Here is a 25,402-nt window from a genome sequence, read left to right as displayed (position 1 = left end):
TTTCACTAGTATAACAACTTCTGTATTATTAAACCAGTCTTTACAAAAAAGTCACGAAATTTATTCTATCAGTTAATAAAAAAATTTGTATACTTGACCATTTTGATAAAACAAAAAAGCCATAAGAGATATCTATAAATCCTCTCTTATGACTTAAACTTACATTATAGGTGAAAATAGTCTAGCTGTTTTTTGTTTGAATTTTAACCAAATAGACATATCATCAATCATTTGTTGTGTCATTTGCGTAGACTGTTTTAAATCTTTATCGAAGTAATGTGCTAACTCTGTGTTGATTGATTTATCATACATTACAGCACTTGCTTCAAAGTTTAGTTTATAGCTTCTTATATCTTGGTTTGCCGATCCAACGATACTGACATCATCATCCATAATGAGTACTTTTGAATGAAGAAAGCCGCCGTCGTATATAAAGACATCTACACCATACTTCATTACGACTTGTGCAAAGTATTGTGTTGCACGGTATATAAAAGGGTGATCTGGTTTGTTTGGAATCATGATTTTTACATCAACACCAGATTGTTTGGCGATTTTAAATGCGTCCAAAATCGTGTCATCAGGAATGAGGTACGGTGTTTGAATCCAAACACGTTTTTTAGCACTTGTAATGAGCTTTGTGAATGCTAATTTTATTTGTTGTTTTTCATCATGAGGTCCACTCGCAACGATTTGGATGTCTGTGTAAGCAGACTCATTTGGTTTTTCATGATAGAGATAGTCTAGTTTGCCTGATAATTTTTCATTTTCAGGAACTGAAACATTCCAATCAGATAAAAAACGTAATTCTAAAATAGAGGTAGCAGGGCCATTTATTCTAAGATGAGTATCGCGCCAATAACCAAATTTTTTAGTGATTTCAACATATTGGTCAGCAATATTAAATCCTCCAATGTAACTAACTTTTCCATCGATGATAACAATCTTTCGATGGTCATGGTAGTTGACACGGAATTTTAAAATAGCTTTCTTACTTGTAACGAAAGTTTGAATTTTTCCTCCAGCTTCTATTAATTTAGCAAATTTGCTTTTTTGGACACCTTTTGATCCTAACTCATCATAAAGTAAGCAAACTTCGACTCCTTCTTTTGCTTTTTCTGTTAATAAATCGACTACTTTCATACCAGTTTCATCTGTCACAAAAGCATAATATTCAATGTGAATAAATTTCTGTGCCTTTTTTATGTCATGAAGTAAGGATTCTAATTTCTTTTTCCCATCAACTAAAATCTTGACTTCGTTGTGGTGTGTTAGTGGTGTGTGATTTAAGTTCGACATAAAGTAGGCTAGTTGCTTGAACTTACTATCACTTGGAATATCGTCATAGAGTTGCAACGTTGAATCATATATATTATCTAACGACTCAAAATCAAGTGATATTTGATTTTTAATATTATAACGTTCTTTTTTACTTAGACCTAAACCAAAGAATAAATATAAAATAAATCCTAAAAACGGAATAAACATAAAGACTAATAACCAAGCCCATGTCACGCTGGTATCACGTTCTCTGTAGAAGATTAAAAACAGAGCGAACAATAGGTTGATTAAGTAAAGAATAATTAAAAGGATACTCACATGTTATCCTCCTTTCTGTGATACCTTATTTTAACAAAAAATAACCAATATACCTAGATATTTTTTGTGTGTTAATTGGCTTATTTCTTTTTCTTTAACTCTTTTTTCAATGCTTGTCTAGCATGATGATCAGCCATTTTATTTTGTGATTCTGGAATCCACTCAATAGCTAACTCCTCAAAATGACGACTTAATGTAAGAAGTTGCTCCAAAAGGGGAGAGAAGTCGTCGTTTTTTACGTATTTTTTATTAAAAGATTTTACGACAATATTACTATCAGAGTATATAAAAACCAGTTGTTTTTCTAATTGATGTTCTAAGCAGTATTCAAGGACTTTAACCATCGTTTGAAATTCAGCTGTATGATTATTTGTTGCTTCTAAAGGAAATGTCTCAATTATAGCGTCTGCTTCATTTTTTATAATAAAGCATCCAACACTTTTTTTATGTTTTGGGTGAGTAGACGCATCAGTGTAAATTTTTATCATAAAATTCCTCATTTCATTTTTTTATTCGTTTATATTGTGTTAGTATTATATCTTAGAATAGAGTAAGTAACGGAGGGAAGTAATGAGCGAGAATAAGATTCATATATATAGATATCAACCAATCTTAGCAGATACGGTGATTTATTGGTCTCTGACATTTGTCTTATTTTTTGCAAGCATGATCGGTTTACTAGAAGAACAAGGGCGAATCAATCTGTTTAGTATTGTGACATTTTTGTTATTCTTGTTTTTTTTCTATTTAGGAACAAGACGAAAATTAATTTTGACTCAGGATCAGATTAAAATAAATGCCGTTCTTAAAAAGAATGAGTATACAATTGATATTAATAAAATTAAAAAAGTACTTGTGGGTAAATATGGTTTTACATTAGTTACCAAGCAACATGAACGTTCTTATTTGATGTTACCCTCATCCAAGTCGAATTTTATCACTCATTTGGAACAATCAAGTCATTTAAATTGTGGTATAAATGGGTATAAAAAAGGAGTTGATAATTAATCAACTCTTTTTTCTTCATCTATAACTGATACATTTGAGGCTTGTAAGCCTCTAGCGCCTTCTTTAATATCAAATGTTACTTGTTGCCCTTCAAATAAGGTTTTAAACCCATCCTGATTTATTGCCGTAAAATGAACGAAGATTTCCTCATCTTGATCGTAAATAATGAATCCATATCCTTTCTTTACATCAAACCATTTAACTAAACCTTGCTTCATTTCACATTCCTCCAGGTTTTTTAGTATTACATCACTTATTATACGTTTCTAACGAACATTCGTCAAATAACAAAATTAACTTAAAATTGTCTATAAATAAAGTTTGTTCTTTCATAAAAATGTATTATACTGTACTTATTGCTTTAGACAAAACACATAGATTTATATTAATGAGGGAGACAAGTCGATGATTCTTTATTTGCTGATTATTATAGGAAGTATAGTACTAGATCAACTGACAAAAATAATGGTCGTACAACATTTAGATTTATATGAAACAACAATAAAAAATCCTATCTTTTCAATTACGCATATCCGTAATGAGGGAGGGGCTTGGAGTATTTTTGAAGGACATATGTGGTTTTTCCTATTAGTAGGTGTCATTGCATTATGTATTTTTTCTTATTTACTATATAAAAATAGATACAATAATAAGTGGTTGACTGTGGGATTAAGTTTTGTCATAGGTGGAACGGTCGGTAATTTTATCGATCGTTTTAGACAAGGTTATGTAGTGGATATGTTTCAAACTGAATTTATGAAGTTCCCGATTTTTAATGTTGCGGATATTTGTTTAGTGATTGGAGTAATTTGTATCTTTATTTACATTTTATTTTTTGATGAAGAAACTAACAATAAATAAGAATCTTGCGAAAAATTATAAAGAGTAGTAGAATGGAATTAATATAAATAGTGAGGATGATGCTATATGTCAAAAAATCACTTAGTTGACGAAGCAATTGAAAAATTAAAAGCAGCTGATATTAGAATAACACCACAACGATACGCTATTTTAGAGTATCTTATTGAGAGTCACACGCATCCAACTGCTGATGACATTTATAAAGAATTGGAAAGTCGTTTTCCAAATATGAGTGTCGCAACTGTATATAATAATTTACGATTGTTTACAGAAATCGGCTTTGTCGTTGAGATGGCATATGGTGATTCTTCAAGTCGATTTGATTTTGCTACGGATAAACATTATCATGCCATTTGCGAGAAATGTAAAAAAGTAGTCGATGTTAACTATCCGGGATTAGGGGACGTTGAAGCAGCGACAGAAAAACTAACAGGCTTTAAGATAAATGACCATCGTTTAGAAATGTATGGTATTTGTCCAGATTGTCAAAAATTAGAAGAAGATTTAATCTAAAGTAAAACACCCAAATCACGTTGTTTACAGAACAAGTGATTTGAGTGTTTTTTCTTATTTACTTCCTGACATTTCTAGTAATTTATTTTTCAAATCTTCTTCCATCATAGACAATTCTAATTCAGCATTACGGCGTTTTTCTTTACCTTCTTGTTGAATTTTGAGTGTTTCTTGGATAGTTTCAATTAAGTCATTTTGTGTTTTTTGTAATGTTTCGATATCGACAATGCCACGTTCATTTTCTTTAGCTGTTTCAATAGCAGAAATTTTTAGCATTTCTGAGTTTTTAGCCAATAAATCATTGGTTGTCTCAGACACCTGACGTTGAGCAGTAACGGCGTCTTTTTGTCGTAACAATGTTAAGGCGATTGCCACTTGATTTTTCCATAAAGGAATCGCTGTGTTGATAGATGCTTGGATTTTTTCAGCTAAAGCCTGATTTGTATTTTGAATCAAACGAATTTGTGGAGCTTGTTGAATCGTAATCTGTCTCGCTAGTTTTAAGTCGTATGTTCTTTTTTCAAGACGATCAACAAATTGGTTTAAGTCATTCACAATTTGTGTATCCATTTGGTCACCAGTTTTTTCAGCTAAAGCCATTGCTTCAGGAATTGTTTTAGTTTGAAGTTCTTCGATTTTCAATTCACCAGCAGCAATATAAATATTTAATGCATCAAAATAGTCTTTATTTTTATGGTATAGTTGTTCAAGCATCGCATTATCTTCTAATAAACCATTTTTTTCATGGTCTAATTTGACCGCTATTTTATCAATTTGAGCCCCAATTTTTTGATATTTGGCTGTGATTTCATAAATTGATTGTTTCACTTTTCCAAACATGCGTTTAAATAGATTACCATCTCTTGCTTCCAATTCACTTGGACTAGCTTCGTTTAAACGATACATCAATTCAGTTAAAGAATCTCCCATTGACCCAATATCTTGAGTTTGCACATGGTTTAACATAGTGTGTGAGAATTCACTTAATTTTTGTTGAGCAGCCACTCCATAACTTAAGATGGATTGACTGTCATTTGTATCGATTTGATTCGCAAGTTCTTGTGCTTGTTGTTTTCTTTCATCAGATAACTTGTCAATGACTTTTGTTGAAGTTTGAGCTTTAGTCACTTGTTGTTTTTTTTCTGCTTGAGTGAGTAAATCAGTTTGTTCAATCTCAGAAAAAGGGTTGCTAAGTAAATCATCTAATGTGTTGTCAACAGGTTTTACTTCTTTTAATTCATCAGACATTAGTTTTCCTCCTGATCTTCAGATACATCTGTCTTTTGTTTGTCTCGGTTTGCATTTTGTTTTGCAATAGATATTTCAACTTCTAAATCTTCAATATCATCGCTGACAAAATTTTCATAATCTTTAATAATGAGTTGAGCCACGTCTTCAATAGCAACAATGCTTTCATTTAATGTATCATAAGTTGCTTTACTTTTAATTTCATGATCTGAAATTTCAACGTATTTGTTGGTTAATTCCACTACATTAGGCAAATGGTTGTATAAGAATTTATCAGCTAGATGCAGCTTTTTTGGTTCTTTGACAAGTTCTTTAAACATCGCTTGAGATACTTTTAATGTATCGTATCTTAAATTTATCGCCTTTAGTTTTGGAACAGCTTTGAAGTTTTGCTCTAGTTGGTTGATTTGTTCTTTGGCTTCAGCTAAAGTGTTTCTAAAAAACTCAATCTCTTTGTCAGACATACCTGCTTCATAGTAATGTTCTTGTTTTTCTTTAGATAATCCTGGAACAATGTCTTTTTTATTTCGTTTGGAAAATTTTCGATAAACAAACCAAACGATCGCAATGATAAGCACTATTGGAATGAAATCTTCGTCAATCTCCGACAAAATACCTATTCCTATCAAGAAACCAATTATAGTAATGATTCTGTATTTCTTGTTTTTCATTTGTGTCACTCCTTCTATTTCTTGAATTTTTTGTATAGTACTAGTTTATCACAAGGAAGTAAAAACATTATCAGTCCCAAGTTTGATTTATAAATACGTATAAGGTTACATTAAGAGCTGTTGAAATAACATCTCTTTAAAGGTATCATAAACATAAATGACTCAAAATACAAGGAGCATACCAAGATGAAAGATAAATTTAATGAAGAGACTCTTGAGAGAAAAGAAATCTATAATGGCGCTATTATAGATGTGTGTGTAGACAGTGTTGAATTACCAAATGGTAAAACAGCCAAACGTGAACTAGTTTTTCATAATGGTGCAGTAGGGATTTTAGCCATAACACCAATGAATCGCATTGTACTCGTAAGACAATACAGAAAAGCAATTGAAAAAAGTATCTTGGAAATACCAGCAGGAAAAATAGAAAAAAATGAAACAGATCCATTAGAAACAGCCAAACGTGAGTTAGAAGAAGAAACTTATTACCAGTGTAATCGTATGGAACAAGTGGCTGATTTTGTAACGTCACCAGGTTTTTGTAATGAGCGTATGGTATTATTTCAAGCACACGGACTAAAACGAGTGGCTAATCCACTACCACGTGATGAAGATGAGTTTTTAGATATCGTAGAGCTATCATTAGAAGAAGCAAAAGAGCATATTCGTCTTGGTGACATTTGTGATGCAAAAACATTATATGCTATTCTATTATGGAAATTTCAAATGAAATAAGGAGTAAAGTATGTCAAAAGAAAAACCAAAAAAAACAGACACAACCTCACAACAAATTTTAACAAGAAGCCGCGTAAGAGAGGCAAATAAAAATGAAAAACGCAATGCTTGGTTAAACCGTGCGATTGTCATTATTGTCATTTTATTAGTCATTACACTATACGCTATCTTTAAACTATAAGGAGTATTTATATGAAAATTGGAATTATTGGGGCAATGGAACAAGAAGTTAGTTTATTAAAAAATCAACTTAAAAATAAAAAAGAGTGGCACGAAGCGGGTGTATCGTTTTACTCAGGAACGATTGGAAATCATGAAGTAGTTGTGACCCAATCAGGTATCGGAAAAGTATTAGCAGGACTAACAGCCACGCTATTGATTAGTCATTATGATGTGGAGTGTTTAATCAACACAGGATCTGCCGGTGGAATTGGTGCCGGATTAGCGATTGGTGATTTAGTTATTTCCGAAAAGTTAGCCTACTTTGATGCTGATGTTACAGCGTTTGGCTACAGTTATGGTCAAATGCCTCAGATGCCACTGTTTTATGAAGCAAGTGTCAAGCTGATAACTGCAGCACAACAAGCAGCTAAAGATAATCAACTAAACACACACAATGGGTTGATTGTATCAGGAGATACCTTTGTTCACAGTAAAGAGCAAATCAAACAAATTAAAGAGTATTTTCCAGATGTGTTAGCCAATGAAATGGAAGGCGCGGCGATTGCTCAAGTTGCTCATCAATATAAGTGTCCGTTTGTCGTGATTCGTGCAATTAGTGATGTCGGAGACGAGAATGCAAGTGTTAACTTTGATGAATTTATTATAGAAGCTGGCAAAAAATCTGCTGAAATGGTCATTCAATTAATTAAACAAATAAATTAAGGAGTGAGATGATGGAAGCTTTAATATCAATAGATTATACAAATGATTTTGTTGCAACTGATGGAAATTTAACGACCGGAGAGTTTGGTCAAGCAATAGAAACTGAGATGGTACGATTAACCAATCAATTTATCGACGAAGGGAATTATGTTGTTTTTGCTATTGATTGTCATGATTCACAAGATAAGTATCATCCTGAAAATAAATTATTCCCATCCCATAACTTAGTAGGCACAAGTGGTCGTGATTTATACAAGGGACTAAATGATGTGTATCAAAATAATAAAGACAAAGAGACGGTGTATTGGATTGACAAACGTCACTATTCAGCATTTAGTGGAACAGATTTGGATATCCGTTTGAGAGAAAGAAACATCCGTACAGTTCATCTTGTTGGTGTTTGTACAGATATTTGCGTGTTACATACGGCAATTGATGCTTATAATTTAGGTTATAATATCGTGATACATGAAAAAGCTGTCCAAAGTTTCGACCAAATAGGGCATAATTGGGCCTTAGGACATTTAAAAAACACACTAGGTGCGACAGTTGTTTAAACGAAAAGAGGCTGACCCAAAAGTCACTTTTTAAATAAAGATCACCCAACTAACAAAATAGAATTCCCATGAAATAAACGTTATAATTAACGGATTTCATGGGTTTTTTTCTATTTTAAGACTTTTGGGTCAGCCTCTTTTTATATTGATAACAATTTGATTAAACTAATCGCGACTATTGTTTGAATCAATCCAACACTACCGGCATAGGCTAAGAATCTTGGTCCTTCTTTTAAAAATTCTCTTGCATTGATACGTAAACCAATCGCAGCTAGTGCTGTAATTTCAAACCATCCACTAATAGAGTGTGTCGTTTGACTAAGAAGAGTAGGAAAGTGAATCACACTATTTAATACACAACACACAATGAATCCAATAATATACCATGGAAGTGGAAATTTTTTCTTTTTGTTTGCTACTTGTGTGTTAGTTTCTGCAGTGTCGTTATTTTGTTGAGCTACTTTTCCAAAGACAAATACCACAACCACTAAAAACATGATACGTAAAATTTTAAATAAAGTTGCCATTTCCACGACGTCTGGACTGACCATGTTAGCACTGGCAATCACTTGTCCAACAGATTGAAGTGTTCCTCCAATTAAAGCACTTTTTGCCATGACACTTTCTGAGAAAAAAGCTCCACCAACAAGTGGTAATGTTAACATCATGACTGTTCCAAGTAGATTAACCAGAGTGATGATTTGCCCTTTTTCTTTGTCCTTTGCACCAATTTCTGGAGCAATCGCCCCTATTGCTGACGAGCCACATACGGCATTTCCTCCAGCCATCATAAGAGACATCGTTTGACTAAATTTTAATTTTTTTCCAATAAAGTAAGCCGCTAGTATGGTAATCGTCATCTGCAACATAATAAAAATTACCCCAGAACCACCAATTTGAGCAATGGTTTGAAACGTAATAGTTGTTCCGAGTAGGACGATAGAAAGTTCTAATAACGTTTTTTCAGAGAACTTAGTTCCTTTTTGCCAGATAGGGTGATTGAAAAAAATATTTCCTAATAAAATTCCTAATAAAATGGCAATTGTTCCTGCACCTAATGACGGTAACCATATTGCAATTATTTTTGATAAACAAGCAACCCCCAAAGATAGAAGAAGGCCAGGTAAAAGTGTCTGATTAAATTGTCTCATGTTCATTCCTCCAAAGTTAACTTTACTTAATTAAATTATACTTGTTTCATTTACATTTTAAAAATAAATAGTTAGAATATTAACTATCAGAAAAATAAATAGTAGGTGTAAAAATGTTTAAATTGTTTGTAACATTTAAAGAAGCATATGAAACTAGAAACTTTACTAAAGCAGCTGAAAATCTGTATATTTCTCAACCATCTGTTTCTAGTCAGATAAAATTATTAGAAGAAGAATTAAACTGCAAATTATTTGTCAGAAAATCGAAACAAGAGATGTCGCCAACTAAGGAGGCAACTATTTTGTATAATCGACTATTAAATTTGGAAGACGATTGGTTAGAAACCAAGCGTTTGATTCGGAATGTTGGAAAGGATTCAGTGAAGTGTGTGATTAGCGCATCAAATACTTTTTCCATCTACTATTTACCAGATTTAATGAGTGTGTTGGTAGAAAAATTCCCAGATGTCTATTTCGAACTTGAAATGCATAATTCAGAAGAAGTATTAGAAAATGTGCAACAACATCGTGCTCATTTTGGCTTTATTGAAAAGCCATTAGAAACTGGCTCAGTGTATCGGCAAGCGTTTTTATCGGATGAACTGGTTATCGCTGGTGATTTAACAAGCGAGTTATGGCTGTGTCGCGAGGATATATCAGGAGTTTATCATTATACAAAACGCTATTTCTTACAGGAAAATATTCAACCAAAACGTTTATGTGTTAAGAATAATGAGATGGTTATTAGATTACTAGAAAAAGGAATCGGTAAAAGCATTATTTCTCGAGTATCTGTTCCTGAAAAAATGCCTTTTAAAGAGTTAGGCTCAAACTATAGACGTTTGTTTTATTTTCTTAAAAAGGATTATTTAACACATCCAGTTTTATTAGAAATTGAAAAAACAATTGAACAATATTCTAAAAAAAAGGACGGAGAATAACTTATTCTTCGCCCTTTTTATAATGCTTCTTTTTAAGAATTATATCTACTTTTTGTAGAAAAGTTAAATTTAATGGGAACTTAACCATGATGATTGGTGTACGTGTGTATAAAGATTGTTCGAAAGTTTCATGAAAAGGAGTAAGTACGATGTCTGTATCCCCTTCCATGTAGACAAGATCATAGTTAATTTGGTTGTTAAAGTATAGATTTAAATAGTCTTTGATTTGTTGCTGATGTAATTTATCAAAAGCAGGTTCGATATATATTGATAAGTTTTTGTATAGATGTTTTGAATCGACAAAATACAGAAATCTAAAAAAATATTGCTGCAGAAGCGTTTCTAATTGATTTTGAGGGATAAATCCTGTAGCGATTAACCTTTTTTCAATAATGTTAGAAAAAATAGATGTAATGATGGGGTATTGTTTTAGATTATAGTGAACAGTTACACCATACTTATATTCAAAGACTAATTGGTTAAAAATCATGGTGACAAAACTTGTATAAAAAATATCACGTTTAATCAGATAGGATTCTTCATCGCTTAATGGACGAAATAAATGAAATAAATCATTAAAAATTAAATCAGTAGTGGTCATTAGATCTAATTGATACTTATCGAAAAAATTATAAACTAAGTTGGTATCTTGCATCCGATTTAATTCTTCATCAAGGGTCATGATATAAAAAAAGTAAGCAATTTCTTTTTTATTAAATACGTAATAATGATTAAACAGCTCCTCAACGTATGGGAAAATAGGATGCATAATGAGTTCACGACTAAATTTATCATGAATCGAAATAAATTGGTTAAATCCAATGCGTTGTAGATGTATTAAAAAGATATTTAAGGTTTTTTGCTTTTTAACTGCAGATACAGTCATATTTGCCTTTTTAAAAAAGGTATCGAATTGTTTATTTAATTCTTGATAGTTAATTCCTTCCAGTAAAAAATAAGTTTCGCGACTTACCATCGTATCAAATAGTGCGATGAAATAGCGGATTTTTCTCTCATCTCCTACTAATTTTAAATGCATTAAATCGATACCATAATTTTGACAAGCTTCTTTAATTCGTTTTATATTTTTCCGGACCGTGGTCTCGCTTAGAAAATGTTTTTGACAATAGTTTGTAACCGAAATAATTTGCTGATTGATGATGTCATTAAGAAGGATTATAGTTTGACTTTGTTGAATCACAAACTTTTTAAAATCTTCAAAGTCATTGGAGTAATCAGTGATTTTAATTCCTTTAATCTTTAGATATTCAATAGTTAATTGATCATTGTTGATCAGATCGTACTGTTTTTTTAATTCCATAATATCTTTTAAGTAATGTTGCACTGTTCGTTCTGAGATATCTAATTCTTTAGAAAGATAGGATGTTTGAGTCCAATCATAATGATTATAGATGACGTTGATAATAGAAATGGTCATTTTTATTTTTGGTTCAAGCAATAAATTAATCAACTATTTCATTCCTTTCAAACAAATAAACTAGATATACTAGCATGTAAATTATAAGCTGTTTTATTAAAAAAAACAATTTGTATAAAAAAGATTTTAAATCAATAAAATCAAAGTTTATTAGTTTTTTTTTCATCATGTGTTCCAAGTTAAATATGAATTAAGCGTTATACTATCGTTGCGCTAAAAGTTGTGGGCAATGTCAGTTAACTCTTTGATGATTTTATCATGCTATAGCATTTTAATAGACATGTAAAAAATGAATTTATTTTTGGATGTATTAGAGAGGATTTAAATCATGCAGAATACAAAAAAATTATCTTTATTCAGTTTTTTTGCCATGACGGCTTCGTTATTTATCACAGTCTATGAGTACCCAACGTTTGCTGAATCGGGGAAGACACTTATTTTCTTATCATTAGTATGTGGTCTATTCTGGTTTTTACCAGTTGCCTTATGTGCAGCAGAAATTGGTACTGTAGAGGCATTTGATGGAGGGGGGATTTTTGGATGGGTAGGTAAAACGTTAGGAGAAAAATTTGGTTTTGCTGCCATTTTTTTCCAGTGGTTTCAAATTACAGTCGGATTTGTCACAATGAGTTATTTTATCATTGGTGCGTTATCATATGCATTAAAATGTCCAGAGATGAATGACAATAAGCTCATCAAATTTTTGGTTGTGGTTCTTATTTTTTGGTTGCTCACGTTTTTGCAGTTCAAAGGAACAAACACAACCTCACAAATTGCAAAAGCAGGCTTTGTAATTGGGATTATCATTCCAGTAACTGTTCTACTGATTTTTACCATTAAATATGTGATGAGTGGACATACTATTACTCACTCTTTTATGGATAAATCATTTTTCCCAAATAAGCAAACTTTCTCATCGTTGGTGACTTTTATTTTAGCTTATGTTGGAGTGGAAGCATCTGCCTCACATATTAAATCACTAGATAACCCACAAAAGAATTATCCCTTGATGATGATTTATTTGGTTATTACGGGCATTGTACTAAGCACGATTGGAGGAACCACCGTCTCAATGGTCGTACCAGCGAGAAATCTATCATTAAATAGTGGGGTGATTCAAGCATTTGAAACGTTGATTTTGAAAGGTAATCCTCATCTATCATGGTTAGTCGAAATCCTTGCGATTATGTTGGCATTTGGTGTTCTAGCTCAAGTTAGTTCATGGATTGTCAGTCCAACAGAAGGCTTGCGTTATGTTGCCGATCAAGGATTGCTCCCTAAAAGTTGTCAAAAAATTAATAAAAATGGAGTGCCAACTTCTTTACTAATCATACAAGGTGTTATCGTGACCATTTGGACTGCCGTTTTAACTTTTGGTGGAGGAGGGAATGCTGTGTCATTTTTAACCGCCATTTCATTGACCGTTGTGATTTATTTGTGTGGGTATTTACTATTTTTTATTGGGTATTTTGTTTTAATTTTTAAGAAATCAAATCAACAATTAAAACGAGCTTATGAAGTACCAGGAGGAAGAAAAGTAAAAGCGTTGTTAGCAAGTTTGGGTATGGTGATGTCTTTATTAGCATTAGTTTCTTCCTTTATTGCGCCAAGTGAATTAAAAGCAAACGAAGCGAAAACCTACTTAATAACACTAGCTTTTAGTTCTGTTATAACCGTATTGCTACCGTTTGTGTTTTATCACATATATGTAAAAAAACATTCGATTAATTTAAACAATGAAGAAAGAAAGTGATTAACGTGCAAATGATTAAACAGGAATTTAAACAGTTATTTCATAATAAAATACTACTAATATCTGTGATAGCTATCTGTTTTATTCCGATACTATATTCGAGTGTATTTGATAAATCTGTTTGGGATCCATATAACCGCTCGAGTCATTTACCTGTTGCCGTGGTAAATGAAGATCAACCTGTTGAAATGTTGGGTCAAAAAATTGATGTTGGGAAAAGTGTCATTGATGAGTTGAAGCATAACAAACAACTTAAATGGGAATTTGTTGATGCAAAGCAAGCAATGGATGGCATGAAAGGCTTAAAATATTACATGATTGTGACCATTCCAAAGAATTTCTCAAAAAATGCGGCGAGTCTTTTAAATCCTTCACCTAATCAAATGGAAATTCAGTATACAACAAATGGGTCACTGAATTATATTGGATTAGATATGGCACAAATTGGAGCAAAAGAGTTGGAAGCGAAAGTGCGAGAAAGTGTCACCGCAGCTTATGTTAAAACTGCTTTAGCACTTGGTCAAAAAGGAAAACAAGATTTAATAAAATTAACTAATGGCTCAAAAGAACTTGCAACAGGTAGTAAAAAGCTTGATAACGGTTTGGGTGAATATACGAATGGTGTGTCTACTGCAGCTAATGGCTCAAACACATTAGCAAACGGTGTAAACGAGTTAGCATCTAATGTTTCTCCGTTAAAACAAGGGGTAACGGAATTACAAAATGGTGCGACACAATTATCTAATGGACTCAATGAAGTGAATGACAAACTTCACCCACTTTCAGGGGAATTAAATGAAGTTGGAAGTGGTGTGACAGATTTATTAAACGGCACAAAAGAGTTAGAAGCCAGTTTAATAAATGTGGAAAGTAGTTTATCAGGATCTTCAGCTAGCCTGTTAAAACAAGATATTGAAAAGATTAACCAACAAGTTGAATCAGTTTTAAATGACTCAAAAGAGTTGAGTGAAGTTTCTAGTGTGTCGATTACTTTGTCAACTGATCTAGTTGGATTAAGTAATCAATTATCAGGGTTTAGCCAAGTGATTGGAAATATCAATCAGACAGTCTCTCGGGACACACAACAATTTGAACAAGTGTTAAAAGGAATCATTCAACAAAATAGTCGAATAAGTGATGACATTAAACAAGAGTTAATCGCACAACTATCACAGCAAGTTACTAGCTTCTCAACACAATTAGTGACAGATATTAAAAGTTCTTCAGCTGATATTGATAGTATTGTTGGTCAAGTTCAAACAGGGCTAAATGATGCAAGTCAGCAAGCAAAATCATTATCACAACAAGCAACGATGATGAGCCAATTAGCCAAAGGATTGTCAGAGAACACTGGAGGAATGAAAGAATCCATTTCAAATATAAAAGCAGGGACCACCGATTTGTTGGAAAGCCTTGGTAACAATGTCAACTTAGCCAACACACAAAATGTGTTACATGAATTAGAAACAGGATTATCCCAAGTAGATAACCTAGTGAATGAAGCGCCTGTTGCGTTAAATGGCATGAATCGTTTGTCTGTTGGAAGTGATGCCTTAACAAATGGACTAAATACGATGTCAAGTAAAATGCCAGAGCTAATATCAGGCGTCACACGGTTAGATGGTGGGGCCAATGAATTAAGCCAAGGACTTACAAAATTAACCGATAATACACCGAAATTAATGAGTGGAGCCAATCAACTAACAGTAGGTGCAACAACGATGGCAAGTGCTTTAACACAAGCAGATAAACTCGTTAGTCGTATAACATTTAATAATAAAAACGTCAAAATGTTTGCAGCACCAACAGGATTAAAAAATATTGAATACAGTAAAGTAAAAAATTATGGTCAAGCATTAGCACCATACATTATGTCACTTGCGTTATTTGTTGGCTGTATTGTATTCAACTTTATCTTCCCAATCAGACGCGTTTCAATGGAAGGGCAATCCAGTCGTGATTGGTGGTTAAGTAAAGTTGCGATGGGGTTTGTCGTTTCAACCATTATGGCGATTATTGAAGCGACTATTATGTTGTTACTAAAATTACCTGTCGATCAAGTTGGAAAACTTTATCTAGTGGGAATGGTGACTGCATGGAGTTATATGTTTCTAATCATGTTTTTAGCTATGACATTTGATAATCCAGGTCGATTTGTTGCGATGATTTTATTGGTGTTACAACTTGGTGGAGCTGGAGGAACCTTCCCGTTACCATTACAAAATAGTTTCTTTAATACCATCCATCCTTATTTACCAATGACCTATTCGGTTTATGGATTTAGAGAAGCCATTTCAAGAGGGATTGGGGCACCAATGTTTAATCGTAGTATCATAACGTTATTATGTATTTTTATTTTCTTTGTTATCCTTTTAAGATTTTCAATGGATTATTTACAAAGAAACCATTTAGAAAATATCTCTGTTTTAAATGATAATCAAAAATTACAAGCTTTAGAAAAATGATATTGTTTAAATGAGATACCTATTCCATTTTATATAATTTAAAATTTTTAGGAGGTCTAGTTATGACTAGCGAAAAAAATCAATCAGTCGTACCTATATTTGGCTCAAATGCATCAGAAGAAGCAGTAATGTTGGACAAAATGAGAATGGATCCAATTAATCCCTCGATTGCTTATCGTTTAATAAAAGACGAATTAATCAATGAAGGCAATGCTCGTCAAAACTTGGCGACGTTTTGCCAAACTTATATGGAACCAGAAGCCACAGAGATTATGGCTGAGACAATGGAAAAAAATGCTATAGACAAATCGGAATACCCACAAACCACAGCTTTGGAACAAAAATGTGTGAAGATGATTGCTGACTTATGGCATGCACCAAACCGAGATCGTGTGATGGGGACTTCAACTGTTGGCTCAAGTGAAGCTTGTATGCTTGGTGGTATGGCGATGAAATTTAGATGGCGAGATCGTGCTCAGAAAAATGGAGTAGATATCAATGCCAAACGCCCAAACTTAGTTATTTCATCTGCTTATCAAGTATGTTGGGAAAAATTCTGTGTGTATTGGGAGATCGTGTGTTGCGTGTTAGATGTTGCTAAGATAAGGCTTGTATGTGTGGTGTGTGTGGTGAGATTAGTGTGATGTGTGTGTGTGTTGCTTGCTTATCAAGTATGTTGGGAAAAATTCTGTGTGTATTGGGATATTGAAATGCGTGAAGTTCCAGTTGATAGTGAGCATTTAAGTATCAATACAGATACTGTCATGGATTATGTTGATGAGTATACGATTGGAATTGTCGGTATTTTAGGTATTACTTATACAGGGAAATTTGATGACATTAAAAAATTAGATGAGTTGGTTGAAGAATACAATCAAACACACAATCAAGATTTAGTGATTCATGTGGATGCAGCAAGCGGTGGTTTATTCGTACCATTTATCGAACCAGATTTATTATGGGATTTTAGATTAAAAAATGTGGTTTCTATCAACTCATCTGGTCATAAATATGGCTTAGTTTACCCAGGTGTTGGATGGGTACTGTGGAAAGATGAAGCGTATTTACCAAAAGAACTAGTTTTTGAAGTGAGTTACTTAGGTAGTGTCATGCCAACAATGGCAATTAATTTTTCTAGAAGTGCTAGCCAAATTATTGGTCAATACTATAATTTCTATCGTTTTGGATTTAATGGCTACAAAGAAATTCATGAGCGTACTAAACGTGTGGCAATGTCATTAGCTAAAACAGTAGAAGACACTGGTCTATTTAAAATGTTTAATACTGGCGAAAACTTACCAATTGTCTGCTTTACATTAAGAGAAGATGCTAATGTTGAGTGGTCACTATATGATTTATCAGATCGTTTGCAAATGCGTGGATGGCAAGTCCCTTCTTATCCATTCCCTAAAGATATGCAAGACACGATTGTACAACGCTTTGTGTGTCGTGCTGATATGGGACAAAATGTGGCAAATGCTTTTGCGAAAGATTTTAATGCGGCAATAAAAGAATTAAATCATGCAAGAATTTTGTGTCATGACGAACCAAAAAAAACAACAGTTAGACCGGAACACTAAAAACATATTGAATAAAGTGTGAAATTGTATTTCTTAATGTATCAAAAAATAAGAAAATAATATTCATGAATTAGATAAAATTAAAAAATATAATACTTATATTGAATCAATTAAATAACTAATTATTATTAGATGTTAGTTAAAATCAGGAGGAACAATCATGAAAAAAACTGCATTATTAAGTGTCACTGTCGGAGCAACATTACTATTACTTTTAGGTGGCTGTGGATCAAAAGAAGAAGTAAAAGGAACAGTTGAAGCAGGTACTGTATCATCTACAACAGAAAAGTTAAAAGACGGTGAAAAAGTTGATGTTGAAAGTGTTAGCTTAAAAGATGATGGTTCATTTAAAGAAATTATCAAAGGGGATAATGATCCTAAAGTAAAATTAGAAGCGAAATACGATACTGACTGGCAAGATAAAAGCTGGGAAAACGTTGATTTTAAAATTGACAAAGTAAAAATTGCTGAAGTGGATAAATATAAAGACAAAGAAAATAATGAATACAAAGGCTTAATGTCTATGGACTTTACTTTAAAAAATGATGGAAAAGAAGATGTTAGCATCCATCCAAGTGATGCAGTATTAGTCTTAAAAGATGGAACTGAAATAAAAGGAAAACACTTCAGAGATTATTGGGAAGATATCTTTGCTAAAGACAAACAAAAAGACGGACATGTTTACTTTACATTTGATAAATTAGAACAAGCTGATCAAGTAAAAGAAATTAAGTTAACATTTGACGGACACAAAAAAAGTGATGACAGCGATAAAGTTGAACACACTTATGATGTGAAATTACCTCTAGAATTACAAAAATAAAGAATAGGACGTGCTAACAATGACAGACTATGAAAAAAAAGAAGAAAAATCAATCAACAAAATCTCTAATATTTTAACAAATTTAGATGAAACATTAGCTAAAATTGACGATGAAATGGAAAAAAGTCATGAAAAATCAGTGAAATGCTGGTTTGAAGAAAAAAAAGCCATTCATGAAATCAAAAGAATATTACATGAAATAGATAAATACGAAAACTATAATGAAAAAGAATTAGATAATCTTGTAGATGAATGGGATTAATAATTGTTTGACAGTTTAGTCGACATTTCTTTTGAACATATCTTTTAATCAAGCGGAGTAATGAAAATTATTCCGCTTGATTTAGTATTAACGCGAGGGCGTCCTAGTCGATTTTTTTGATAACTGTCATACAGATAGGAGTCATAGATATGGAAACAGATTTATTTATGTTATTAGATACCAATAGTCGAAATATTTTATCGATTCTATCAATCATATCCGAAAAAAATGAGTGGTATACTATCCATGAAATTAGTGAAAAACTGAATGTGGTAGAAAGAACTATCCAACGTTATATCATTCATTTAAAGGATTGTATTGATCAGTTTAATGAAGGAGAAGAAGAAAACGATAGGTTGTTTTTAAGTTATGAAAAATATAAAGGGGTTCATCTTGAAACACCAAAAGGTCATGGTCTTCACCGGTTTAAACAGTTAGTTTTAGAACAAGATGAAACGTTCATTATGTTAAGAGACATTTTCTTTGAAGAATTTCAGTCGGTCACAAAATATGCAATGGAACATTATATTAGTGAGAGCAAGGTCAGAAAAAGTGTAAAAAAAATTCGCTATTATTTAAAACGATATCATTTATCATTATCAAATATAAGTTTTAAAATTATTGGAGAGGAGAAACAAATTAGATTGCTTACCTACTATGTGGTATGGTATGGACTAAAAGGTCATGATTGGCCGTTTAGACAAGTAAGTCAAAATAAAGTATATGAAGTAATTGATAGCTTAGATGAGTCTTTATCTATGAAATTAACTCGTACTCAACGAAAGCAATTAGGTTATATGTTAGCCATTAATTTATTTAGAATGGGCAAAAATCATCCAATTGAACTTGAAGCTCATTGGCAAAACTATGTTGATATAAATCGAGTAATGGATGAGATGCCGTTTCTATCTTTAGTTTTTATCAAAAGGAGGCAGGAATTAACAGCTGAAATCTATTTTTATATGTTACTCATTCAACTGAGAATCAATGTTTACCAGTCTAAACCATTCATTAAACAGACGCTCGAGTATCATAAACTTAATGGATCTGATGTTTATGAGACTACTAACCATTTTGTTGAAAAATTTCATACAGAGTTACACCCAATTCCATCAGAGTTTTATCACTCTTTTTTTTTAACAACCTTTTGTACTCATTTATTTTGTAGAATGTTTCGTTACGTTATTTTAACCGATGATGGCTGTAATAATATAAGAGAGTGGCAAAATAAATACACTGTTTTAATATCTCAACTTCATCAAATCATCGACAAGCTTTATATTCAAACAAACAATGTCCTTTTTTTGCAACGCCCCTTTTTAATGCAAAAATACATGATGCTCTTTTCCATGATAAAACCTTTAACTCATTTTGAACCGACGATTAAAGTACTAATTGAAAGTGATTTGCCGTATTTAAAGAAGACACTACTTGAAAATGATATAATAAAACGATATTCAGGTGATTATCATATTGAGTTTATCAATACAAGTGACGTAACTATCGATATCATATTGACAAATGTCCCAAACGTTTTAAAAAATAAAGAGTATTCGAACTCTGTCATCCATTTTTTTGAGTACCCTATGATGTTGAGAGATATTGAGGAATTGGATAAAGTTATTCAAAAAATCTACACAAAAAATTATTTAGTTGAGACATAACATATGAAAAAAGACTTAGTTTCATTAAAAATAGATAAATTGTGAAAAAAATACTTATTTTTTTATTGTTAAATTAACGTGTTTAAGTTATTATTTTTAAAGTATGTTAGTAATTTAACAATAAAAAAAGGGGATTAGACTTATGAAAACTAAGCTATTCAAATCATTAACAATTAGTTTTGCGACGATGATGCTATTGTCAGGTTGTGGGGGACAAAAATCTGCGGAAAAAACTGTAGAAAGTTCATCTACAAAAGCAAGTACGTCAGATGTCACTTCAGGGGCTTCAGAACAAAAATACACTGACCCTAAAGAGATGAAAGATGAGTACGATATTATTATTGTCGGAGCCGGTGGAGCAGGAATGTCAGCTGCTTTGCAAGCGAAAGAAGAAGGTAAAAACCCAGTTATTTTAGAGAAAATGCCTGTTGCTGGTGGAAACACATTGAAAGCTTCAAGTGGGATGAATGCTTCAGAAACAAAATTCCAAAAAGAAGCGGGGATTACAGACTCTAATGATAAGTTTTATGAAGAAACATTAAAAGGTGGACATAATACAAACGATAAAGAACTACTTCGTTATTATGTTGACAATTCAGCAAGTGCAATAGACTGGTTAGATTCAATGGGGATTAAGTTAAACAACTTAACAATCACAGGTGGAATGAGTGAAAAAAGAACGCATAGACCTGAAGATGGCTCAGCAGTTGGCGAATACTTAGTTCATGGATTATTAAACAATATACATGAAAAAGAAATTCCAATTTTTGTTAATGCTGATGTAACAGAGATTTTAGAAAAAGATTCAGTTGTTGATGGTGTTAAAGTAACTGTTGAAGGCAAAGAGAAAGAAGTACATGGTAAAGCCGTTGTTGTGACAACTGGTGGATATGGAGCTAATCCAGAAATGTTAGAAAAAGAAAAACCTGAACTTAAAGGTTATGTGACAACTAACCAAGAAGGTAGTACTGGTGACGGTATTAGAATGATTGAAAAATTAGGTGGTCAAACAGTTGATATGGATCAAATTCAAATTCACCCTACTGTTCAACAAGATAAAGGCATCTTAATTGGTGAAGCAGTTCGTGGTGAAGGAGCTATTTTGGTTAATCAAGATGGTAAACGATTCACAAATGAAATGGGAACACGTGATAATGTATCAGCAGCTATTACTGCATTACCTGATAAATCTGCTTATTTAATTTTTGATGCAGGTGTTAAAGAAAGAGTAAAAGCAATTAATTTTTATGAAAAACAAGGATTTGTAAAATCTGCTGATTCAATCGAAGCATTAGCTAAAGAAATCGACATGGATGGTAAAACATTAGACACGACTGTTCAAGATTGGAACAAAGCAGTTGAAGCAAAATCCGATACAGAATTTTCTCGTGAAACTGGTATGGACAATGCATTAAACAAAGGTCCATATTATGCGATTAAGATTGCCCCAGGTATTCATTACACAATGGGTGGTGTAAAAATCAACGATAAAACAGAAGTATTAAACAAAGACAACAAGCCAATTACTGGATTGTATGCTGCTGGAGAAGTGACTGGTGGGTTACATGGTAGCAACCGTATTGGTGGAAACTCAGTTGGTGATATCATCGTATTTGGTCGCCAAGCTGGTGAACAATCTGCAAAATTTGTAAAATAGTAGTATGAAGACTTCGTGTGAACGAGGTCTTTTTTATATTTTATATTTCCTAAAAGTAATACACTAGTATACAATAAAGATAGTGTATTGCTTTTAGGAGGTTAAAAATGAAACGAATTGATCAAGTATATAATTATGTTGTTGACCAAACTAAAAATTTGTCACCAAATGAGCTAAAAATGGACTCTGGTGTTACAACAAAGGAAGTAGCCGACTATTTAGGTATTCAACGATCAAATGCCAGTAAGGATTTGAATACACTTGTTCGAGAAGGGATAGTTGAAAAGTTAGATGGTCGACCTGTTAGATATGTAACAAAATCAATTTTTCAACACAAACCATTTTCAAAGTATGTTCCAAGTTATCAGGAGCAAAAAGAATCCATCTTTGTACCAGAAACGACTCGTTTTTATGAGAATGATGATATATTTAAACGAATTATCGGAATAAATGCCAGTATGAAAAATGCAATTATGCAAGCAAAAGCCGCGATTTTATACCCACCAAATGGATTAAATTGCTTAATTACAGGACCAACAGGGTCAGGAAAAACCTATTTTGCTCATACCATGTTTCAATATGCCAAGCAGCAACACGTTTTAGATGAGAAAAAAGAATTGATTGTTTTCAACTGTGCGGACTATGCGAGTAATCCAGAGTTATTGATGAGTCACTTGTTTGGTCATATTAAGGGTGCGTTTACTGGAGCAGACGAAGAAAAAGATGGGTTAATAAGCTTAGCCAATGATAGTTACCTATTTCTCGATGAAATTCATCGACTGCCCCCTGAAGGACAAGAAATGATTTTTTATTTTATGGATAATGGAAAGTATTCTAAGCTTGGTGAATCAACTAAAAATAGAGAAGCTAATGTTCGAATCATATGTGCGACAACGGAAGACCCTAGTTCAGCTTTACTAAATACGTTTGTTAGACGTATTCCTATTACGATTAAATTGCCAACGTTTAAAGAAAGAAGTGCTAAAGAAAAGGTTGAACTAGTAAAAAATATGATGATTATTGAAGCTAAACGAATTAATCGTCGTATCGTTCTAACAGAAGATGTGGTGAAAGCATTAATTGGGAGTGTCTCATATGGAAATGTGGGACAATTAAAGTCAAATATTCAACTCGTTACGGCACAATCATTTTTAAAACATATGGACCAATCCGATGTGACGATAACCATGGATGAGCTAAATGATGGCATTAAGGAAGGCTTAGTTCAATTAGCCACAGATCGCACAACATTGTCTGAGTTAACTCAAATTCTTGAGTCAAAGATGATCATTTCCCCAAATGAATCGTTTGATACATACGAGGGAGATAGTTACGAATTACCTTATAATTTATATGAAATTATTGGGGATAAAGCAGCTTTGCTAAAAGAAGATGGATTTAATCAAGAAGCCATCAATCATTTTATTACGACAGACATCAATGTGCATTTAAAATCATTTTATCGTAATCATGGCTTTAATTTTGATTCGGAAAATAAGTTAGGTGAAATTATAGATAGTAAAATAATCAAAACAACGCGTAAATTATATGAATATGCAACAGAACAAGTTGGCTATAAGTTTGAACAGAACTTTTTATATGCAATAGGTTTACATATTAGTTCTTTTTTAAATCGTTATAAAGAGGGAATTAAAATTGAAACAGGTAATGACGAGAATATTATTAATATGATAGAAGATTATCCTAATGAACATCGTGTGGCTAAAGTATTTAAACAAATTATTGAAGCAGAACATCAAGTCATTCTTCCGCAATCAGAAATTAATTATCTAACAGTGTTACTTATCTCTTTAAATGAGTCCGTAAAGAAAGGGCGTATTGGTATTATTGTCGCTGCACATGGCAGAAGTACTGCTTCAAGTATGGTAGAAGTGGTCAGCCAATTATTGAAGATTAATAATATTCGGGCAGTGGACATGCCTTTAGATATGAAGCCAAATGAGGCTTTAGAAAAAGTAGTTCATGAAGTACGACAAGTTGATGAAGGCAGTGGTGTGTTGTTACTAGTTGATATGGGTTCTTTAACGACATTTACCGACGACATAAAAGAACGCACATCCATTGATGTCAAAATTATTGATATGGTAACCACAGCTTTGGTATTAGAAGCAGGGAGAAAATCAAGCTTGCTAGAAGGAGATTTGGTTGATTTATATGAATCACTAAGTCATTTTCATGGCTATCATGCTAAGGAACTATCTGAATCAATTGAAGAGCTGGACAAACCTAAGGCCATTTTAGCTATTTGTGCTTCTGGTAAGGGAACAGCGCAACGAATGAAAGAGCTGATTAATGATTATTTAATGCTTTATATGGAAGAAGATATTGAAGTTATCACAATGTCAATCGCAGACTTAGATACACAAATAGATGACATTCAAGCACAATACCATCTTTTGGCTAGTACTGGAATCAAAAATCCTAATTTATCCATTCCGTTTGTGACGATGGACCAACTTTTTTCTAAAGATGGACCAACCTATATCGGAAGTATTGTATCCAATACACTAGATTTAGATGATAGTGTCACTTTGAATGAAGTAACAGCTAGACAAACATGTTTAGATTATATGGCGGAATACTTTACATTTATTAATCCAGTTAAATTAATTGATCCTCTGTGGCAACTCTCTCAACAGATTGATGAGGAGATTCTGTCTAACCAACAAGATTACTCATTCTACATGTCTTTGAGTATGCACCTAGCTGGAATGGTAGAGAGAATTCTAAAAAATGATACACTAACAGCTAACCAAGAAGAACTAAATCAATTAGCTAATTGTCAGTACTTAGATACTTTAAAAAACAGTCTAGAATTATTAGAACACTTATTTCATCTTAATATTCCAAAAGATGAATTTGTGTACGTTGTCAAAATTATCGACAATCAATTACCAACACTGTATTGATACACTAAAAATACACTTTTATTAGTGTATCTTTTTTTGTTTAAATCATTGATAATGGTATGTCTTGAAAAGTTGGCACATTAATTGCTTATATATTTAATGGAATGTTTAGTATGAAGAAGGGAGCATCATATGGATATTCGTTTAGTTCGTATCGATGACAGGTTAATTCATGGACAGGTAGCTACAGTCTGGACAAAACATTCAAAAATAAATCGTATTCTAGTTGTCAGTGATGATGTAGCGCAGGATTCACTCAGAAAAACGTTGCTAATTCAAGCAGCTCCACCCAACATTGTTGTCAATGTTATACCAGTTGCAAAAATGATAGAAGTTTATCATGATCCGCGGTTTAATAATTCGATTAAAGCGATGCTATTATTTACTAATCCAACAGACGTTAAACGAGTGGTAGAAGCTGGTGTCATTATTGATAGTGTGAATGTTGGCGGCATGAGTTATCAAAAAGGAAAATACATGTTAACTAATGCTGTAGCTGTTGATGAGGTTGATGAGGATGCTTTTTGTTATCTAGATGGCAGAGGCGTGTCAATCGAGATTAGGAAAGTTGTTTCTGATAGTCCTGTGGGTTTGATTCAATTACTTAAAAAGAATCAAACAAAAAACGACAAAAAGAAAGCGATACAATAGGAGGTCAAAA

The 25,402-nt window shown here is 32.6% G+C and carries 23 protein-coding genes and 1 pseudogene; 17 read left to right on the top strand and 7 right to left on the bottom strand.

The window, feature by feature from the left end:
• Positions 1 to 159: 159 nt before the first annotated feature.
• Both cls and BHY08_RS06980 read right to left on the bottom strand, forming a co-directional pair.
• Complete coding sequence (gene cls / locus BHY08_RS06985; protein ID WP_071457187.1) at positions 160 to 1,599, bottom strand: cardiolipin synthase; 1,440 nt, start codon at positions 1,597 to 1,599, stop codon at positions 160 to 162.
• Positions 1,600 to 1,679: 80 nt separating this feature from the next.
• Complete coding sequence (locus BHY08_RS06980) at positions 1,680 to 2,087, bottom strand: ribonuclease HI family protein (RefSeq protein WP_071457186.1); 408 nt, start codon at positions 2,085 to 2,087, stop codon at positions 1,680 to 1,682.
• Between the two features lie 82 nt (positions 2,088 to 2,169).
• Between BHY08_RS06980 and BHY08_RS06975 the strand changes: the two genes are divergently transcribed.
• Entirely contained in the window at positions 2,170 to 2,607 is a 438-nt protein-coding gene (locus tag BHY08_RS06975; protein WP_071457185.1) for an EbsA family protein, read from the top strand.
• On the opposite strand, the gene BHY08_RS06970 is transcribed toward BHY08_RS06975, so the two are convergent.
• Positions 2,604 to 2,825 carry a cold shock domain-containing protein gene (locus tag BHY08_RS06970; RefSeq protein WP_071457184.1) on the bottom strand — a complete coding sequence of 74 codons (222 nt, stop codon included), beginning with the start codon at positions 2,823 to 2,825 and terminating at the stop codon, positions 2,604 to 2,606. The genes BHY08_RS06975 and BHY08_RS06970 overlap by 4 nt on opposite strands.
• A 187-nt stretch (positions 2,826 to 3,012) precedes the next feature.
• Here BHY08_RS06970 and lspA point away from each other — a divergent pair, with 187 nt between their 5' ends.
• Both lspA and BHY08_RS06960 read left to right on the top strand, forming a co-directional pair.
• Positions 3,013 to 3,468, top strand: a complete 456-nt coding sequence (gene lspA, locus BHY08_RS06965; RefSeq protein WP_071457183.1) for a signal peptidase II — start codon at positions 3,013 to 3,015, stop codon at positions 3,466 to 3,468.
• A gap of 66 nt (positions 3,469 to 3,534) precedes the next feature.
• Entirely contained in the window at positions 3,535 to 3,981 is a 447-nt protein-coding gene (locus BHY08_RS06960) for a Fur family transcriptional regulator (RefSeq protein WP_071457182.1), read from the top strand.
• Positions 3,982 to 4,035: 54 nt separating this feature from the next.
• Here the strand turns inward: BHY08_RS06960 and BHY08_RS06955 are convergent, their stop codons facing one another.
• Together BHY08_RS06955 and BHY08_RS06950 are read right to left on the bottom strand one after the other, a co-directional pair.
• Complete coding sequence (locus BHY08_RS06955) at positions 4,036 to 5,229, bottom strand: toxic anion resistance protein (protein ID WP_071457181.1); 1,194 nt, start codon at positions 5,227 to 5,229, stop codon at positions 4,036 to 4,038.
• Positions 5,229 to 5,900, bottom strand: a complete 672-nt coding sequence (locus BHY08_RS06950; protein ID WP_071457180.1) for a 5-bromo-4-chloroindolyl phosphate hydrolysis family protein — start codon at positions 5,898 to 5,900, stop codon at positions 5,229 to 5,231. Before BHY08_RS06950 ends, BHY08_RS06955 begins: the two co-directional genes overlap by 1 nt.
• A gap of 186 nt (positions 5,901 to 6,086) precedes the next feature.
• Here BHY08_RS06950 and BHY08_RS06945 point away from each other — a divergent pair, with 186 nt between their 5' ends.
• The 4 genes from BHY08_RS06945 to BHY08_RS06935 are packed head-to-tail and all read left to right on the top strand — an operon-like array spanning position 6,087 to position 8,077.
• Positions 6,087 to 6,635, top strand: a complete 549-nt coding sequence (locus BHY08_RS06945) for an NUDIX hydrolase (RefSeq protein WP_071457179.1) — start codon at positions 6,087 to 6,089, stop codon at positions 6,633 to 6,635.
• Between the two features lie 10 nt (positions 6,636 to 6,645).
• Positions 6,646 to 6,816 (top strand): hypothetical protein, encoded by a 171-nt coding sequence (locus tag BHY08_RS10995; protein ID WP_157093645.1) that lies wholly within the window; start codon positions 6,646 to 6,648, stop codon positions 6,814 to 6,816.
• Between the two features lie 11 nt (positions 6,817 to 6,827).
• Positions 6,828 to 7,520, top strand: coding sequence for a 5'-methylthioadenosine/adenosylhomocysteine nucleosidase (locus tag BHY08_RS06940; RefSeq protein ID WP_071457178.1), 693 nt, complete (start codon positions 6,828 to 6,830; stop codon positions 7,518 to 7,520).
• Positions 7,521 to 7,531: 11 nt separating this feature from the next.
• Positions 7,532 to 8,077, top strand: a complete 546-nt coding sequence (locus tag BHY08_RS06935; protein ID WP_071457177.1) for a cysteine hydrolase family protein — start codon at positions 7,532 to 7,534, stop codon at positions 8,075 to 8,077.
• Positions 8,078 to 8,217: 140 nt separating this feature from the next.
• Here BHY08_RS06935 and BHY08_RS06930 read toward each other — a convergent pair whose 3' ends face one another.
• Entirely contained in the window at positions 8,218 to 9,234 is a 1,017-nt protein-coding gene (locus BHY08_RS06930) for a YeiH family protein (protein ID WP_157093644.1), read from the bottom strand.
• 107 nt (positions 9,235 to 9,341) lie between these two features.
• Here BHY08_RS06930 and BHY08_RS06925 point away from each other — a divergent pair, with 107 nt between their 5' ends.
• Positions 9,342 to 10,169 carry a LysR family transcriptional regulator gene (locus BHY08_RS06925; protein WP_071457175.1) on the top strand — a complete coding sequence of 276 codons (828 nt, stop codon included), beginning with the start codon at positions 9,342 to 9,344 and terminating at the stop codon, positions 10,167 to 10,169.
• Between the two features lies 1 nt (position 10,170).
• Here the strand turns inward: BHY08_RS06925 and BHY08_RS06920 are convergent, their stop codons facing one another.
• Positions 10,171 to 11,640: a helix-turn-helix domain-containing protein gene (locus BHY08_RS06920; protein ID WP_071457174.1), complete on the bottom strand. Its 1,470-nt coding sequence runs from the start codon at positions 11,638 to 11,640 to the stop codon at positions 10,171 to 10,173.
• Positions 11,641 to 11,935: 295 nt separating this feature from the next.
• Between BHY08_RS06920 and BHY08_RS06915 the strand changes: the two genes are divergently transcribed.
• From BHY08_RS06915 to BHY08_RS06870, 9 genes and pseudogenes are all read left to right on the top strand, one after another.
• Positions 11,936 to 13,360: an amino acid permease gene (locus BHY08_RS06915; RefSeq protein WP_157093643.1), complete on the top strand. Its 1,425-nt coding sequence runs from the start codon at positions 11,936 to 11,938 to the stop codon at positions 13,358 to 13,360.
• Positions 13,357 to 15,825, top strand: a complete 2,469-nt coding sequence (locus tag BHY08_RS06910; protein ID WP_084657210.1) for a YhgE/Pip domain-containing protein — start codon at positions 13,357 to 13,359, stop codon at positions 15,823 to 15,825. The genes BHY08_RS06915 and BHY08_RS06910 overlap by 4 nt, the downstream gene beginning before the upstream one ends.
• 92 nt (positions 15,826 to 15,917) lie before the next feature.
• Positions 15,918 to 17,405 (top strand): annotated as a pseudogene (gene gad / locus BHY08_RS11475) (glutamate decarboxylase); the annotation flags it as partial.
• Positions 17,406 to 17,565: 160 nt separating this feature from the next.
• Positions 17,566 to 18,228 (top strand): hypothetical protein, encoded by a 663-nt coding sequence (locus BHY08_RS06895; protein WP_071457172.1) that lies wholly within the window; start codon positions 17,566 to 17,568, stop codon positions 18,226 to 18,228.
• Between the two features lie 19 nt (positions 18,229 to 18,247).
• Positions 18,248 to 18,490 carry a hypothetical protein gene (locus BHY08_RS06890; protein WP_071457171.1) on the top strand — a complete coding sequence of 81 codons (243 nt, stop codon included), beginning with the start codon at positions 18,248 to 18,250 and terminating at the stop codon, positions 18,488 to 18,490.
• Positions 18,491 to 18,639: 149 nt separating this feature from the next.
• Positions 18,640 to 20,154: an AcpB/EbpR/MafR family transcriptional regulator gene (locus tag BHY08_RS06885; protein ID WP_071457170.1), complete on the top strand. Its 1,515-nt coding sequence runs from the start codon at positions 18,640 to 18,642 to the stop codon at positions 20,152 to 20,154.
• 142 nt (positions 20,155 to 20,296) lie between these two features.
• Complete coding sequence (locus BHY08_RS06880; protein WP_071457169.1) at positions 20,297 to 21,811, top strand: flavocytochrome c; 1,515 nt, start codon at positions 20,297 to 20,299, stop codon at positions 21,809 to 21,811.
• A gap of 107 nt (positions 21,812 to 21,918) precedes the next feature.
• Positions 21,919 to 24,741 (top strand): sigma-54-dependent transcriptional regulator, encoded by a 2,823-nt coding sequence (locus BHY08_RS06875; protein ID WP_071457168.1) that lies wholly within the window; start codon positions 21,919 to 21,921, stop codon positions 24,739 to 24,741.
• A 132-nt stretch (positions 24,742 to 24,873) separates the two neighbouring features.
• On the top strand, positions 24,874 to 25,392 hold the full coding sequence (locus tag BHY08_RS06870; RefSeq protein ID WP_071457167.1) for a mannose/fructose/sorbose PTS transporter subunit IIB: 519 nt from the start codon (positions 24,874 to 24,876) through the stop codon (positions 25,390 to 25,392).
• Positions 25,393 to 25,402 lie beyond the last annotated feature (10 nt).

It is taken from the genome of Vagococcus teuberi (assembly GCF_001870205.1).
GTDB classification, from domain to species: Bacteria; Bacillota; Bacilli; order Lactobacillales; family Vagococcaceae; genus Vagococcus; species Vagococcus teuberi.
The sequence above is the reverse complement of the archived record's forward strand: the minus strand, read 5'-3'. Positions and strand labels throughout refer to the sequence as shown.

Bases quoted from the DNA above. Each gene is read 5' to 3' on its own strand.
- BHY08_RS06980 (WP_071457186.1), bottom strand. From the start codon at position 2,087: ATGATAAAAATTTACACTGATGCGTCTACTCACCCAAAACATAAAAAA.
- BHY08_RS06975 (WP_071457185.1), top strand. From the start codon at position 2,170: ATGAGCGAGAATAAGATTCATATATATAGATATCAACCAATCTTAGCA.
- BHY08_RS06970 (WP_071457184.1), bottom strand. From the start codon at position 2,825: ATGAAGCAAGGTTTAGTTAAATGGTTTGATGTAAAGAAAGGATATGGA.
- lspA (WP_071457183.1), top strand. From the start codon at position 3,013: ATGATTCTTTATTTGCTGATTATTATAGGAAGTATAGTACTAGATCAA.
- BHY08_RS06960 (WP_071457182.1), top strand. From the start codon at position 3,535: ATGTCAAAAAATCACTTAGTTGACGAAGCAATTGAAAAATTAAAAGCA.
- BHY08_RS06955 (WP_071457181.1), bottom strand. From the start codon at position 5,229: ATGTCTGATGAATTAAAAGAAGTAAAACCTGTTGACAACACATTAGAT.
- BHY08_RS06950 (WP_071457180.1), bottom strand. From the start codon at position 5,900: ATGAAAAACAAGAAATACAGAATCATTACTATAATTGGTTTCTTGATA.
- BHY08_RS06945 (WP_071457179.1), top strand. From the start codon at position 6,087: ATGAAAGATAAATTTAATGAAGAGACTCTTGAGAGAAAAGAAATCTAT.
- BHY08_RS10995 (WP_157093645.1), top strand. From the start codon at position 6,646: ATGTCAAAAGAAAAACCAAAAAAAACAGACACAACCTCACAACAAATT.
- BHY08_RS06940 (WP_071457178.1), top strand. From the start codon at position 6,828: ATGAAAATTGGAATTATTGGGGCAATGGAACAAGAAGTTAGTTTATTA.
- BHY08_RS06935 (WP_071457177.1), top strand. From the start codon at position 7,532: ATGGAAGCTTTAATATCAATAGATTATACAAATGATTTTGTTGCAACT.
- BHY08_RS06930 (WP_157093644.1), bottom strand. From the start codon at position 9,234: ATGAACATGAGACAATTTAATCAGACACTTTTACCTGGCCTTCTTCTA.
- BHY08_RS06925 (WP_071457175.1), top strand. From the start codon at position 9,342: ATGTTTAAATTGTTTGTAACATTTAAAGAAGCATATGAAACTAGAAAC.
- BHY08_RS06915 (WP_157093643.1), top strand. From the start codon at position 11,936: ATGCAGAATACAAAAAAATTATCTTTATTCAGTTTTTTTGCCATGACG.
- BHY08_RS06895 (WP_071457172.1), top strand. From the start codon at position 17,566: ATGAAAAAAACTGCATTATTAAGTGTCACTGTCGGAGCAACATTACTA.
- BHY08_RS06890 (WP_071457171.1), top strand. From the start codon at position 18,248: ATGACAGACTATGAAAAAAAAGAAGAAAAATCAATCAACAAAATCTCT.
- BHY08_RS06885 (WP_071457170.1), top strand. From the start codon at position 18,640: ATGGAAACAGATTTATTTATGTTATTAGATACCAATAGTCGAAATATT.
- BHY08_RS06880 (WP_071457169.1), top strand. From the start codon at position 20,297: ATGAAAACTAAGCTATTCAAATCATTAACAATTAGTTTTGCGACGATG.
- BHY08_RS06875 (WP_071457168.1), top strand. From the start codon at position 21,919: ATGAAACGAATTGATCAAGTATATAATTATGTTGTTGACCAAACTAAA.
- BHY08_RS06870 (WP_071457167.1), top strand. From the start codon at position 24,874: ATGGATATTCGTTTAGTTCGTATCGATGACAGGTTAATTCATGGACAG.